The organism is Aminobacter sp. MDW-2, from assembly GCF_014250155.1.
GTDB classification, from domain to species: domain Bacteria; phylum Pseudomonadota; class Alphaproteobacteria; order Rhizobiales; family Rhizobiaceae; genus Aminobacter; species Aminobacter ciceronei.
Genome location: NZ_CP060197.1, coordinates 2,676,989 through 2,689,100, shown reverse-complemented (window position 1 = coordinate 2,689,100; position 12,112 = coordinate 2,676,989). Strand labels below are relative to the sequence as shown.

The 12,112-nt window shown below is 64.7% G+C and carries 12 protein-coding genes and 1 pseudogene; 3 read left to right on the top strand and 10 right to left on the bottom strand.

The window, feature by feature from the left end; genetic code table 11:
• Positions 1–9: 9 nt before the first annotated feature.
• Complete coding sequence (locus tag H5P29_RS13145; protein WP_115733732.1) at positions 10–459, bottom strand: GatB/YqeY domain-containing protein; 450 nt, start codon at positions 457–459, stop codon at positions 10–12.
• A 289-nt stretch (positions 460–748) separates the two neighbouring features.
• Here H5P29_RS13145 and carA point away from each other — a divergent pair, with 289 nt between their 5' ends.
• Complete coding sequence (gene carA, locus H5P29_RS13140) at positions 749–1,951, top strand: glutamine-hydrolyzing carbamoyl-phosphate synthase small subunit (RefSeq protein ID WP_067959797.1); 1,203 nt, start codon at positions 749–751, stop codon at positions 1,949–1,951.
• 89 nt (positions 1,952–2,040) lie between these two features.
• Here carA and H5P29_RS13135 read toward each other — a convergent pair whose 3' ends face one another.
• From H5P29_RS13135 to H5P29_RS13125, 3 genes are all read right to left on the bottom strand, one after another.
• Positions 2,041–2,892 (bottom strand): alpha/beta fold hydrolase, encoded by an 852-nt coding sequence (locus tag H5P29_RS13135; protein ID WP_154384843.1) that lies wholly within the window; start codon positions 2,890–2,892, stop codon positions 2,041–2,043.
• A 102-nt stretch (positions 2,893–2,994) separates the two neighbouring features.
• Positions 2,995–3,480, bottom strand: a complete 486-nt coding sequence (locus H5P29_RS13130) for an SRPBCC family protein (protein ID WP_154384842.1) — start codon at positions 3,478–3,480, stop codon at positions 2,995–2,997.
• A 26-nt stretch (positions 3,481–3,506) separates the two neighbouring features.
• Positions 3,507–3,848: a helix-turn-helix transcriptional regulator gene (locus H5P29_RS13125; protein ID WP_154384841.1), complete on the bottom strand. Its 342-nt coding sequence runs from the start codon at positions 3,846–3,848 to the stop codon at positions 3,507–3,509.
• A gap of 297 nt (positions 3,849–4,145) precedes the next feature.
• Between H5P29_RS13125 and H5P29_RS32930 the strand changes: the two are divergent.
• A pseudogene (locus H5P29_RS32930) lies at positions 4,146–4,400 on the top strand (ABC transporter substrate-binding protein); the annotation flags it as partial.
• Between the two features lie 61 nt (positions 4,401–4,461).
• Positions 4,462–5,232, top strand: a complete 771-nt coding sequence (locus tag H5P29_RS13115; RefSeq protein ID WP_154384840.1) for an ABC transporter ATP-binding protein — start codon at positions 4,462–4,464, stop codon at positions 5,230–5,232.
• 28 nt (positions 5,233–5,260) lie between these two features.
• On the opposite strand, the gene H5P29_RS13110 is transcribed toward H5P29_RS13115, so the two are convergent.
• The 6 genes from H5P29_RS13110 to H5P29_RS13085 all read right to left on the bottom strand — a co-directional run bounded on the left by H5P29_RS13110 (position 5,261) and on the right by H5P29_RS13085 (position 12,111).
• The gene (locus H5P29_RS13110; protein ID WP_154384839.1) at positions 5,261–5,860 is read right to left on the bottom strand and encodes a YdeI family protein; all 600 of its coding nucleotides are present in this window, start codon (positions 5,858–5,860) and stop codon (positions 5,261–5,263) included.
• A complete protein-coding gene (locus H5P29_RS13105) occupies positions 5,860–7,116 on the bottom strand; it encodes a TCR/Tet family MFS transporter (RefSeq protein ID WP_154384838.1) in 1,257 nt (418 codons plus the stop codon). The genes H5P29_RS13110 and H5P29_RS13105 overlap by 1 nt, the downstream gene beginning before the upstream one ends.
• Positions 7,117–7,315: 199 nt before the next feature.
• Positions 7,316–8,233: an aldo/keto reductase family oxidoreductase gene (locus H5P29_RS13100; RefSeq protein ID WP_154384837.1), complete on the bottom strand. Its 918-nt coding sequence runs from the start codon at positions 8,231–8,233 to the stop codon at positions 7,316–7,318.
• A gap of 14 nt (positions 8,234–8,247) precedes the next feature.
• Positions 8,248–9,159, bottom strand: a complete 912-nt coding sequence (locus H5P29_RS13095) for a neutral zinc metallopeptidase (RefSeq protein ID WP_067959768.1) — start codon at positions 9,157–9,159, stop codon at positions 8,248–8,250.
• Positions 9,160–9,276: 117 nt separating this feature from the next.
• The gene (locus H5P29_RS13090) at positions 9,277–9,465 is read right to left on the bottom strand and encodes a hypothetical protein (protein WP_154384836.1); all 189 of its coding nucleotides are present in this window, start codon (positions 9,463–9,465) and stop codon (positions 9,277–9,279) included.
• Positions 9,466–9,573: 108 nt separating this feature from the next.
• Positions 9,574–12,111, bottom strand: coding sequence for an AMP-binding protein (locus tag H5P29_RS13085; RefSeq protein WP_185910352.1), 2,538 nt, complete (start codon positions 12,109–12,111; stop codon positions 9,574–9,576).
• Between the last annotated feature and the right edge of the window lies 1 nt (position 12,112).

The following is a 12,112-nucleotide window of genomic DNA, read 5'->3' as shown; positions in this document are numbered from 1 at the left end:
CATGGCTGCCTACTGCAGCAGCTCCTTGACGATGCCGCTGGCCTTGCCGAAATCCATCTGGCCGGGATAGCGCTCCTTGAGCGCGTTCATGCAGCGGCCCATGTCGCGCAAGCCATCGGCGCCGACTTCCGAAATCACCTGCTGTGCCGCGCTGCGCACCGCCCCCTCCTCCATCTGCTTGGGCAGGAAGTCGGAGATGATGGCGATTTCGTCGCGCTCCTGGGCGGCCAGTTCCAGCCGCGAACCTTCCTCGAAGGCCTTGGCCGATTCCTGGCGTTGCTTGACCATCTTGGTCAGGATCTGCAGGATTTCCTCGTCGGTGACAGGGTCCTTGCCGGCACCGCGATGGGCGATGTCGCGGTCCTGGATGGCTGCCTGGATCAGCCTCAGCGTCGAGGTGCGGCGCTTGTCGCCGGTCTTCAATGCAGTCTTCAGTGCCTCGGCGAGTGTCTCGCGCATGGCCGTTACTCCTGAACGTGTCGCAAACAATAGCGCCGACCTGCCACAGTGGCAAACCGAATGACAATGGCCAACTTCCTGTTTTTGCTAGGAAAAATAATTAGCCACGAATCCCGGAACGGTCATTGACCATGTGCCGGCCTTCGCCTATTGTCCGCGCCTTGCAAGGACTTGTTTGTTTTGTGCACGGGGCCCGCCTGACGGTGGTCGTCCGTGCTTTTCGCTGCGCGATATGGCCCCTTGCGAGCCATTTTTCAAGTCGCGGCGCCCGTTACGCAGGAGCATCGCCATGGCCTCAGAGACCGCCCCCTGGGCAACCGAAGTGCCGACCGCCGTTCTGGTTCTGGCCGACGGAACGGTCATCACCGGCCGAGGCCTCGGCGCCACAGGCAGTGCCGTCGCCGAAGTCTGCTTCAATACGGCGCTCACCGGCTACCAGGAGGTCCTCACCGACCCCTCCTATGCCAGCCAGATCGTCACCTTCACCTTCCCGCACATCGGCAACATAGGCACCAACGATGAAGACATTGAGGACCTGAACCCGGCGACGCGCTCGGGTGCCGTGGGTGCGGTGTTCAAGGCCGACGTCACCAACCCGTCGAGCTATCGCGCCGCCGGTCACCTCGACCAATGGCTGAAGCGCCGTGGCATCGTCGCCATGTCAGGTGTCGACACCCGGGCGCTGACCGCGCTGATCCGCGAGAAGGGCATGCCCAACGCCGTTATCGCATATGCCCCCGACGGCAAGTTCGACGTCGAGAACCTCAAGGCTCAGGCCCGCGCCTGGTCCGGCCTCGTCGGCCTCGACCTCGCCAAGGACGTCACCTCGGGCCAGTCCTCCAGTTGGACCGAGACGCCCTGGGTCTGGAACGAGGGTTATGGCGAGCGCGCTGACGAAACTATGCACGTCGTTGCCATCGACTACGGCGTCAAGCGCAATATCCTGCGCCTGCTCGCCGGCCTCGGCGCCAAGGTGACCGTCGTTCCGGCCAAGACCTCGGCCGAAGACATCCTTGCGATGAAGCCGGATGGCATCTTCCTGTCCAATGGCCCCGGCGACCCCGCAGCGACGGGCGAGTATTCGGTGCCCGTCATCAAGGACCTGCTCAAGACCGAGCTGCCGGTGTTCGGCATCTGCCTCGGCCACCAGATGCTGGCGCTGGCGCTTGGCGGCAAGACCGCCAAGATGCACCAGGGCCACCATGGCGCCAACCATCCGGTCAAGGACCACACCACCGGCAAGGTCGAGATCGTGTCGATGAACCACGGCTTCGCGGTCGATGCCGAGTCGCTGCCCGAGGGTGTCGAGGAGACGCACGTCTCGCTGTTCGACGGCACCAATTGCGGCATCGCGCTCACCGGCCGCCCGGTGTTTTCGGTCCAGCACCATCCCGAGGCCTCGCCCGGCCCGCAGGACTCGCACTATCTCTTCCGTCGCTTCGCCAACCTGATCCGCGCACGGCAGGGCGAACCGGCACTCGCCGAGCGCTGAGGTTCGACGTCATCGAACAATGAGAAACAGGCCCCGCACCGCGGGGCCTGTTTGCGTTTTACGTCAAGTTGCGTGGCGACAGCCCAGCCTCACTTCGGCGCCGGAGTACCGAGAAAAGCGTTGGCCGCCACTGCCACCTGTTGTGCTTTTGCCGGGTCGGCGAGGATGCCCATGTGGGTTGTATCAGACAGCACCATGAGCTGGCTGCGCGACGGACCGTTGACGTCGCCATTGGCGTGGCCGCCGAGCGCGGCATGCATTTCGGCGAGATGGCCGAGCGTCACAACGTCGCCGTCACCGGCGACAACAAGCACCGGCTGCGCGATCCTGGCCAGGTCCGCGGTCCAGTCGAACGGCGTCAGCTCAAGCTGCTTGACCTTCTCGACCAACGCCGGGAAGTCCGGCTTGGGCGACAGCTTCTGGTACTCGGCCACCATCGGCGCGCCGGCGAACATGTCGGCGGTCAGGTGCTGCACCATCTCCTTGTGGCCAGGCGCCAATCCCTTGTCGCTCGCCGCCGCCGACACCGCAACGATGCGGTCGACCCGCGCGGGATGGCGCAGGGCCAGTTGCAGGGCGACGTTACCGCCCATCGAGTAGCCCACGACATTGGCCTTCGCGACGCCGAGTTTGTCGAGCAGCCCGGCGACATCGTCAGCCATGGTCTCGTAGCTCAGCCCTTCGTCGCGGTCGGCGGTACGGCCGTGGCCCTGCAGCTCGACGGCAATGACCTTGTTCGACCTGGCGAGTTCGCCGAGGCTGGTCGCCCAGTTGGTCTCGATGGTCATGAAGGCGCCGTGGAGCAGGACGAGCGGCGCGCCCTCTCCGTGGACCTGGTGATGCAGTTCCAGCGGCACTGCCTCCCCGGCCGAGACGGCTGACGGTGCGATGGTGGAAATAAGGGCGAGCAGAGCCGTGCCCGCGATTGCCAGCGTTTTCATTGTCGTTTCCTGTCTTGGGATGAGCGATCCCACCCGGCCGCCGATGCGGCCGCTTGGGTCACGATTGCGGTGGAGAAATTGCCGGCCGGAGCCGGTCTAAGATCAGGCGGAGATCAGTTCGCCGAGCAGCTCTTCGAGCTGGTTCATGCTGTCCTGCGCGCCGGCTTCCATGCCCGAGGCGACCATGCCGTCGCGATCCTCGATGCTGTCGAAGCGGGTGACGCCGCTGTAATGGGTCTTGCCGCCCCTCTCCTCAAAGCGATGGGTCTCGATAACAGTCTTGTCTTCGAACATGCCCTCCAGCGCGAAGGTATTGACCAGCTTCTCCGGCTCGTCGACCTCGATGTACCTGCCGATGAAGGCAAAGACGGTACCATCAGGCGTGGTCTGCTCGAAGCGCCACTCGCCGCCGGGGCGGACGTCGAGCTTGACCACCTTGGTCGCGCCCATGGCACGCGAACCCCACCAGCGCGCCACATGTTCGGGCCGGGTCCAGGCCCGCCAAACCAACGTGCGCGGCGCATCGAAGCTGCGGCTCATGCGGATGATGGGTTCGCCCTCCGGCGTCTCGACAAGCATCTTGTTCATGTCATTCCCTTTCGTATCTCGTGAAATCACTGCTTGTTGGTGTCGTCGCCGCGCTGCATGTCGGCGAGATAGGCGTCGAGCTGATCGAGATTGTCGCGCCACAGGTCGCGATAGGCGCCAACCCAGCCGTCGATGTCCTGAAGCGGGCCGGCCTGGAGCTTGCAGTAGCGATACTGCGCGTCCTTCTCGCGGGAGATCAGGCCGGCGTTTTCGAGCACCTTGATGTGCTTCGACACCGCCGCCAGGCTCATGTCGTAGGGTGCAGCCAGTTCGCCGACGCTCGCCTGCCCCTGGGCAAGCCGGGCCAGGATGGCGCGACGCGTCGGATCTGCCAGCGCGGAAAAGGTAAGGGAAAGAGGATCAGTCATGTCACTATTCAACCAACTAGTTTTTAACTTATTGGTTGAATACAATTCGCTCAAGCGGTTGTCAACCAGTTGGTTAAGAACATCCGGCAAATCTCACCGACGTGAAAAGACGGGTGGCGCGCCCTGCCCGTCGCAAAAATTCTGCACCACCCGGGCATGCGCGAAATGAGCTGTCCAGCCCGCGACACCAGCCAGACGCGAGCGCTCTGGCGCACTCATGGCCACTTCTTTCGACCCGCCAAAGGCCGGTTCTTCCGCCCCCTACGCCGTTCGCCCAAGCCAGCGCTGCGCGTGCGCCGCACCTTCGTCGAGCAGTCGACCCGCGCCGCCGAATGATCGCGCCAGTACCCCGATGAAGCACGCAAGGTGCTGGCATCCATCCTGTCGAAGCGCGGAGAGAACGCCGAGCTGGCCAAATACTGGACCGGCTTCGGCCTCCGCGAAGGCGCGCAGGCGGTTCCCCGCGACCTCGACTTCTGGATCGCCGTGCTCGAACGCGAGGGATCGCTACCCAAGGGCAAGCTCAAGGCCGCCGACCTGCTGTCCAGCCCAACGCCGAAGCCAAATCGAACTGTGCCTGAAAAGGCCTGGCCAAAGACATCGGAGAACAAGCATGACCAGCATCGACAGCGGCCACCGCGGCGAGGTTTCGATCCGCGACCTCTCGAAATCCTTCGCCATCAACGGCCGACCGCTGGCGGTGCTGAAGGGCCTGAACCTCGACATCCGCGCCGGCGAATGCCTTGTCATCGTCGGCGCGTCGGGATCGGGCAAGACCACGCTGCTGCGCGTGCTGGCCGGTCTCGAAGTGGCCGATGGCGGCCGGGTGGCGATCGACGGCGAACCGGTGCATGGCGTCGGCTCCGACCGCGCCGTGATCTTCCAGGAGCCGCGGCTGCTGCCCTGGCTGACGGTGCTCGGCAACGTCGCCTTCGGCCTCGAGGTGCGTGGCGAAAACCGCGCCCGCGCCGAGGAGCGGGCGCGCGACCATATCGGGCTCGTCGGCCTCGGCGACTTCACCGATGCCTATCCCAAACAACTCTCGGGCGGCATGGCCCAGCGCGTCGGCATCGCCCGCGCGCTGACCGTACAGCCCGAAATCCTTCTGCTCGACGAACCGCTCGGCGCGCTCGACGCCATGACCAAGATCACCATGCAGGAAGAGCTCGCCCGCATCTGGAGCGAGGAGAACGTGACCATGGTCATGGTCACCCACGATCTCGAAGAAGCGGTCTATCTCGCCGACCGGGTGCTGGTGCTGCCCAAGGAGAAGGGTGCCGCCGCCCGCCTGATCGACATCGAGCTGCCCCGCCCGCGCGACCGCAGCGAACCTCGCTTCGTCCGATACCGAGAGGAACTGCTGCACGAGTTCGGCCTGCATTGAACGAGGCCGAGGGCGTCGAGCGTTCCGTTCACTTCTTGCCTTGCGGATAGATCGTTTCGCCACGCTTCAGCATGGCGACGAAGGTCTCGATCTTCTTCTTGCGCCCGGCCTCGGTCTTCATGTTGTGGGTGCGGAAGGCGAGCGCAAAGCGGTTCTGCTCGCTGAGCTTGCCGAGCATTGCTTTCGCCTCCGGCTCGGCATCGATCGCCGCCTGCAGGTCGTGAGGGATCAGCATGTCCTTGCCACTCTTGTAAGCCCGGTCCCAGCGGCCGTCAGCCTTGGCCGCCTCGACCTGCTTCATGCCATGCTCGGTCATCCGCCCCTCGGCGACCAGGCGCGCCACGCTGTCGACATTGATCTGGCTCCAGGTGCCCTTCTTGCCGCGCGGCGAATAGCGTTGCAGGAAACTCCTGCCGTCGAACCCCTTGCGCAGGCCGTCTATCCAGCCCCAGCATAAGACGACTTCGATCGCCTCCTTCGGCGTAATCGAGGTCAGCCCCGATCCGACCTTGTGGACCTTGATCCAGACCTCGTCCTGGCTGTCGTGGTTCCTGCTGAGCCAGGCATAAAAGCTCGCGGCATCGGCGAATTCGTGAACCTTGGCGGGATCGACATAGACTGGTGTCATCAGTTGACCTGCTCCGCTTCTACGGCTGTAGCTTTCCTGGCTGCCGGCCGTTCGACCTTGAAAAGGAACACCATCAGCGCCAGGCCGATGAAGACCCCGCCGACGGCATAGGGTGCGCCGGCAAATGTCACCGGCGCGCTCGGCCCGGTGAACCAGGCAAAGATGCCGGTGTAGAGCAGCGGCGTGATGATGCTGGTGATCGAAAACAGGCTGGTCATCGCGCCCTGCAACTCGCCCTGCGCATCCGGCGGCACCTTGGCGGCGGCCAGGCTCCTCAGCGGCGGGTCAGCGAGTGCTTCGAGGCAAGTCGCCACGATCACCGCATAGATCATCCAACCCTGCCATGCTGCGGCATAACCGAAGGCAGCGACGGCCGTGAAACCGAGACCGATGGCTGCCGTACGCCACTCGCCCAGCCTGGGGATGACTCTGGGAAGCACCAGTGCCATGACAAGCGCGCCGCCGAGGCCGAACACGCCGAGCGAGAAGCCGATCTGCCGTTCGCTCCAGCCATAGCGGTAGCTGCTGACGAAGGACCAGACCGCCGGATACATCATGTGGCCGAGCGCCATCAGGAAGAACACCAGCCCGATCCAGCCGATGCCCTTGTATTTGCGCATCTGCTTCAGCGCGCCGAGCGGATTGGCGCGGCGCCATTCGAAGGCGCGCCGGTTGTGGCGCGCCAGCGTCTCGGGCAGGAAGAACAGGGCCACCAGGAAATTGACGAAGGCAAGTGCTGCCGCACCCCAGAACGGTACGCGCGGGCCGAACTCGCCGAGGAAGCCGCCGAGCACCGGCCCGATGATGAAGCCGACACCGAAGGCGATGCCGAGCAGTCCGAAATTCTTGGCCCGGTTGTCGTCGTTCGAGACGTCGGCGATGAAGGCTGCGGCCGTGGAGTAGCTCGCGCCGCTGATTCCGGCGAGAACGCGGCCGACGAACAGCATCGGATAGGACCAGGCGAGCGCGCAGATGACGTTGTCGATGGCGAATGTCAGTACAGAGGCGAGCAGGATCGGCCGGCGCCCGAAACGATCGCTGAGATTGCCCATCAGCGGCGCAAACAGGAACTGCATCGCCGCATAAACGAAGAAGAGCCAGCCGCCCTCGATCGCCGCCTCGCCGACGCCGACGCCGGTCAGCTCCTGCAGGAAGGCCGGCAATACCGGCATGATGATGCCGAAGCCAATGATGTCGAGCAGCAATGTGACGAAAACGAGCGCAAGGCCTCGTCTGGCGGTCTTCTCATCAACCATGTCGAACCCACAGGCGCCGCTTCGAGGCCGCGAAGATCAGTCGAGCTGCGCCGGCATTTTTCACCCGCGAAAGGCGCTCAAATGCCGGCATCGATCCGCCGGGGGCGTGCGGAAACCTTGCTTATAGATCAAGCACTCATCAAGAACAATACGTGAACATATCAATTATCTTCATGCCAGAACGCCATCCGGCGGAACATTACGGGACCGCGCGGCCCTCGCTTGCCTCGAGAATGGCGAACCAGTGCTGGCGGTCGAGCCTAATGTCCAGCGCCTTGACCAGCCCGGCCAGCCGCGCCGCCTTCATCGTGCCCAGCACCGGCACCAGCCGTGCCGGATGCCTGAGCAGCCAGGCAATGGCAATTGTCGAGATGTCGGCGACACCGATCTCCTCGGCGACCGCCCTCAGCGCTGCCCGCACCCTTTGCTCGCGTGCACCCTCGCCGGTGAACAGCGAACCGCCGCCCAGCGGCGACCAGATCATCGGCGCGTAGCGCAGCCTTTGCGCATGGTCGAGTCGCCCGTCGGTCAGGGCCGAGGTCTCCAGCACCGAATGCTCGATCTGGTTGGTGACGAGCGGGAACGGCAGCCGCGAGGCGAGCAGGTCGAACTGGTCCGGCGTGAAGTTGGACACGCCGACGGCCCGCACCTTACCTGCCGCCACCAGCCGCTCGAAGGCGCGCGCCGTGTCGTCGGCGTCCATCAGCGGATCGGGCCGGTGGATCAGCAAGAGGTCGAGATAGTCGGTGCCAAGGTTGTTCAGCGAACGTTCGACCGAGGCCTCGATATGGGCGGCACCGGTGTCATAATGCTTCAGTCGGTTCTGCGGCCGGTTGGACGAGGCCAGCATGATGCCGCATTTGGAGATCAGTTCGATGCCGGCGCGCCGGCCTTTCCAGCGCGCCAGCCCCGCGCCGAACGCCTCCTCGACCGCGTAGCCGCCATAGATGTCGGCATGGTCGAAGCTGGTCAGGCCGAGATCGACTGATGTATCGATCAGCCGTGCAACCTCCTCGGCGCCAGGGTTCTGGCCGTCGAGCAGCCGCCAGGCGCCGAACACCAGCCGCGATAGCGACAGGCCTCCCGGCACCAGTTCGATGCGTGGAGAGACAGTCATCCGATCGGCCATCGTCAGATCGGATTGTTGAAGGTATCGCAGTCCGACAGCTTGCCGCTGTTGAAGCCGGCGGCAAACCAGCGCTGGCGCTGCTGCGAGGTGCCGTGGTTAAAGCTTTCCGGCACGACATAGCCCTGCATGCGCTTCTGCAGCGTGTCATCGCCGATCTGCTGGGCAGCGTTCAGCGCCTCTTCGATATCGCCCTGTTCGAGCAGACCCTTCTGGTCGGTGTAGTGGCCCCAGACGCCGGCGAAGCAGTCGGCCTGCAGCTCGACGCGCATCGACATCTGGTTGGCGTCGGCCTCGCTCATCTGCTGCCGCATCTGGTTGAACTTGGGCAGAATGCCGGTCAGGTTCTGGACGTGATGGCCGACCTCGTGGGCAATGACATAAGCCTGGGCGAAATCGCCGGCAGCGCCAAACTGCTTGGCCAGCTGGCCGAAGAAGGCGGTGTCAAGATAGACCTTCTGGTCTCCAGGGCAATAGAACGGGCCGGATGCCGAGGAGGCGAAGCCGCAGGCCGAGCGCACCTGCCCGGAGAACAGCACAAGCTTCGGTTCCTGGTATTTCAGCCCCTCGGCCTGGAAGATGCCGTTCCAGGTGTCTTCGGTTTCGGCCAACACGGTCGAGACGAACTGGGTCATCTCGTCATTGGCGGGCGCACCGCCCTCGCTCACCTGGCCGCCGCCCGAAACCGGCCCGCCGTCACCGCCGGCCAGGATCTGCATCGGATCGATGCCGCAGGCGCGCAGCGCAAAGAACAGAATGACAAGGATGATGATGCCGGACAGTCCGCCGCCGCCCGTCGACATGCGCGGGCCCATCGGCAGGCGTCCGCCACCGAGGCCTCCGCCAAACCCGCCACCGCCGCCTTGACCGCGCGTATCCTGGACGTTGTCACTCTGGCGGCGGCCTCTCCAGCGCATAGGCGTATCCCTTGATGTTGTCGCAGCCTCGGCCGCTCACTTGAGACAATTAGCTTAACCCCTGCGGCAAGTCACAGGGTTTTTGCTTGGGCCACCCCTCGTCCGGATACCACAATTTCAGCTTTTCTGCTTGCTGCCGGCGCTCTTGCCGTCGGAGCTTTTCGCCCTCTCCTCGAAGCGCTGTTCGCCCTTCTTGAAGTCGCGGCCGGTCTTGGCCTCGACCTTGCTTTCTTCCCTCGCTGCTGCCTTGCGCAAGCCTCTTGCGGCCTCTTTTTCCTTGGCGGTGGGCGCCGGTGTGATCGCCATGTTCGTTTCCTCCCGAAGGTGCCGCACAACTGCGGCGCTCAGGCAAACGCGAACAGGCGGGCACTCGTTCCCTGCCTGCAAAAGCTCGGCCCCGCCGCGATCGACTCACTATTCCGCCGGCGCGGCCTGCGCCTCGAGCACAGCACCATGGCCGCGCCGGCTGGCAAGCCATGCCGTCAGCGCCTTCTGGGAGTGGAACGCAGCGACGCCGGTCACGACGCTCAGCGTGGTCAGCACAGGCCACGGCAGCTGGAGTTGCGGCAGCACGAGCTCCGGCACCAGGCGGTGGAACAGGTAGATGTGATATCCGGCCGCCGCCACCGGCAAAGCCAGTGCCGCGACCGGCCGCGGCACTGTGATACGCGGGACGTAGAGCAGCATGGCGACGCAGGCAAGTTGCAGCATGAACTTGACCCAGGAGCCGGTCCAGTTGCCGCCCCAATAAGCCATAAACGGGAAGGCGACGGCCGCAACGCCAATCACCAGAAGGCGCTGGCACGCCGTCTGCGCATGGAAGACGCACCAGCCGAAAACGGCGAGATAAAATACATCCGACACGGTGAAGATCTGCACCGCGCCGACGGCCCAGACCTTTGGCGCCAGGATCTTGATCGCGATGGTGACGACAAGCGCTGTGATTCCCGTTGCGAACGGCCTGGCCGCTACCTGCTTGCGTACTGCCGGCAACGAGAACAATACCGCGACGATCAGCATCACCTGCGCATAGGCTTCGACGAACCAGTAGAGGTAGGGCAGCATGTGTTTGGGATCGAAAATGCCGAGATTGCCGACCAGGAACACCGAGGGCCACAGCACCTCGCCGCGCGCGATCGAAAAGCCGACGACCAGCGGCGCATAGACGGCGAGATTTGCCGCCACCGCGCGCAACAGCCTCGACGTCTCGCCGCGCATCAGCGCCGCACCATGAAACCGCGCCAGCCCGTAGCCGACAAGCATCACCAGCGCCGCCGCCCCGCCCGGAATGGGGCAGAGTGTGGCGTGATGCAGGACGACGAGAAGGATCGCCAGCGCCCGCATCAGCATGTCGGTGTCGACGATGCGACGGTTTCCCTTCTGGCTGCTCAACCGGGCCAGCGCGCCGACCGGCATCTTCTCCCAGCCCTCGGGGATGCGGCCGAGCTTGCGCTCCAAGGTCAGCGACAGTTGGACATAGAGCAGCGAATCTCCGCCGAGTTCCTCGAAACTGTCAGCCGGCGTCACCCGCCGGGGATAGAAGGCCCGACCAAACGCCTCGATGAGCCCGGCATCGGCCTTCTGGTTTCGCCGCGCAAGCTGCGCCACCGCCTGGTGGTCGACCTTGCCCGAAGCCAGCCGCGGCAAGGTGTCGACCGCCGCCGCCTCGACATGCAGCGCCGTCAGTCCACTCGCTTCGATCATCAGCTTGCAAACATCCTCAGGCGCCTCGCCCGACGAAAACGCCGCGACCAGTCGCCGGTCGTCGCCGGTGACCGCCGCCACGACGCCCCGGCTGGCAAGCGCGTGCTCCACCGCCTCGTGGCTGATCCGCAAGCCCGCGATCTTCGACATGCGCTTGAGGCGGCCGACGACGCGGAAGAAGCCGTACTCGCAACGCTCGGCCAGGTCGCCGGTGCTGAGCTCGCCGATCTCGGCGCCGCGTGCCAGGTCGTTGCGGTCGAGCGCGTAACCCATCATCACGTTCGGCCCGCGATAGACGAGTTCACCCGCCTCGCCGCAGCCGTCGATCCGGCCTCCGTCCTCATAGACAAGCGCCAGTTCGCCGCCCGGAATGGCAATGCCGATGCTATCGAGGTTATCGGCCAGCGCTGCCGGCGGCACATAGGCGATGCGCGCCGTGGCCTCGGTCTGGCCATACATCAGGAACAGCTGCTGCCCCTTGGCTTCGAGCCTGCGCCGGACGGTCTCGGCGAGCCCGGCGGGCATCCGCCCGCCCGCCACCGTCATGAAACGCAGTGACGGCAATTCCTCGGCGCTGAAGCCAGTCTTGTCCATCAGTTCGTAGGAATAGGGCACGCCGCTGATGTTGCTGACACCGGCCGCGCGCAGATCGTCAATGAAGCCTTTGTCGGCCACGCCCTTGGCTGAGACGAACACGCTGGCACCGACTGCCAGATGCGAGTTGAGCACCGAAAGGCCGTAGGAATAATGGAACGGCAGGATCAACGCCGCGCGATCGGCCGGCGCCAGGCCGAGATAACAGGCGATAGTCTCGGCGTTGCTCTCGACATTGGTCCACGACAGCCGGACGAAGCGGCTTCTGCCGGTGCTTCCCGACGTCGCCAGCAGCACGGCAAGGTCCACATGCAGCGTCTCCCCGGCGCCCTCGCCCTCGACAAGACGCCAGCGCCCGTCGACCTGCCTCACGCACACATCAGGGCGAAAATCCTCCTCGAACGCATCGAACGCCTGCGCATCCCCGGGGGCGATGAGCGCCACCACATGCCCGCCGGCCCGCGCGGCGAGATAGGCGATTATCGCATGTTCGGAATTGGACGCTTCCAGCGCCACGAGCTTGCGGCCCGCGCCGAACCCGGCTGCGGTGACTGTGACACGGCGCGCCAGTTCTGCATAGCTGATGGTGGGGCGGCCTGGAAACACCAGTGCCGTCCGTTCGCCATAGCTGGCCAGTCTCTGCAGGAAATCCATT

Bases quoted from the DNA above. Each gene is read 5' to 3' on its own strand.
- H5P29_RS13145 (WP_115733732.1), bottom strand. From the start codon at position 459: ATGCGCGAGACACTCGCCGAGGCACTGAAGACTGCATTGAAGACCGGC.
- carA (WP_067959797.1), top strand. From the start codon at position 749: ATGGCCTCAGAGACCGCCCCCTGGGCAACCGAAGTGCCGACCGCCGTT.
- H5P29_RS13135 (WP_154384843.1), bottom strand. From the start codon at position 2,892: ATGAAAACGCTGGCAATCGCGGGCACGGCTCTGCTCGCCCTTATTTCC.
- H5P29_RS13130 (WP_154384842.1), bottom strand. From the start codon at position 3,480: ATGAACAAGATGCTTGTCGAGACGCCGGAGGGCGAACCCATCATCCGC.
- H5P29_RS13125 (WP_154384841.1), bottom strand. From the start codon at position 3,848: ATGACTGATCCTCTTTCCCTTACCTTTTCCGCGCTGGCAGATCCGACG.
- H5P29_RS13115 (WP_154384840.1), top strand. From the start codon at position 4,462: ATGACCAGCATCGACAGCGGCCACCGCGGCGAGGTTTCGATCCGCGAC.
- H5P29_RS13110 (WP_154384839.1), bottom strand. From the start codon at position 5,860: ATGACACCAGTCTATGTCGATCCCGCCAAGGTTCACGAATTCGCCGAT.
- H5P29_RS13105 (WP_154384838.1), bottom strand. From the start codon at position 7,116: ATGGTTGATGAGAAGACCGCCAGACGAGGCCTTGCGCTCGTTTTCGTC.
- H5P29_RS13100 (WP_154384837.1), bottom strand. From the start codon at position 8,233: ATGACTGTCTCTCCACGCATCGAACTGGTGCCGGGAGGCCTGTCGCTA.
- H5P29_RS13095 (WP_067959768.1), bottom strand. From the start codon at position 9,159: ATGCGCTGGAGAGGCCGCCGCCAGAGTGACAACGTCCAGGATACGCGC.
- H5P29_RS13090 (WP_154384836.1), bottom strand. From the start codon at position 9,465: ATGGCGATCACACCGGCGCCCACCGCCAAGGAAAAAGAGGCCGCAAGA.
- H5P29_RS13085 (WP_185910352.1), bottom strand. From the start codon at position 12,111: ATGGATTTCCTGCAGAGACTGGCCAGCTATGGCGAACGGACGGCACTG.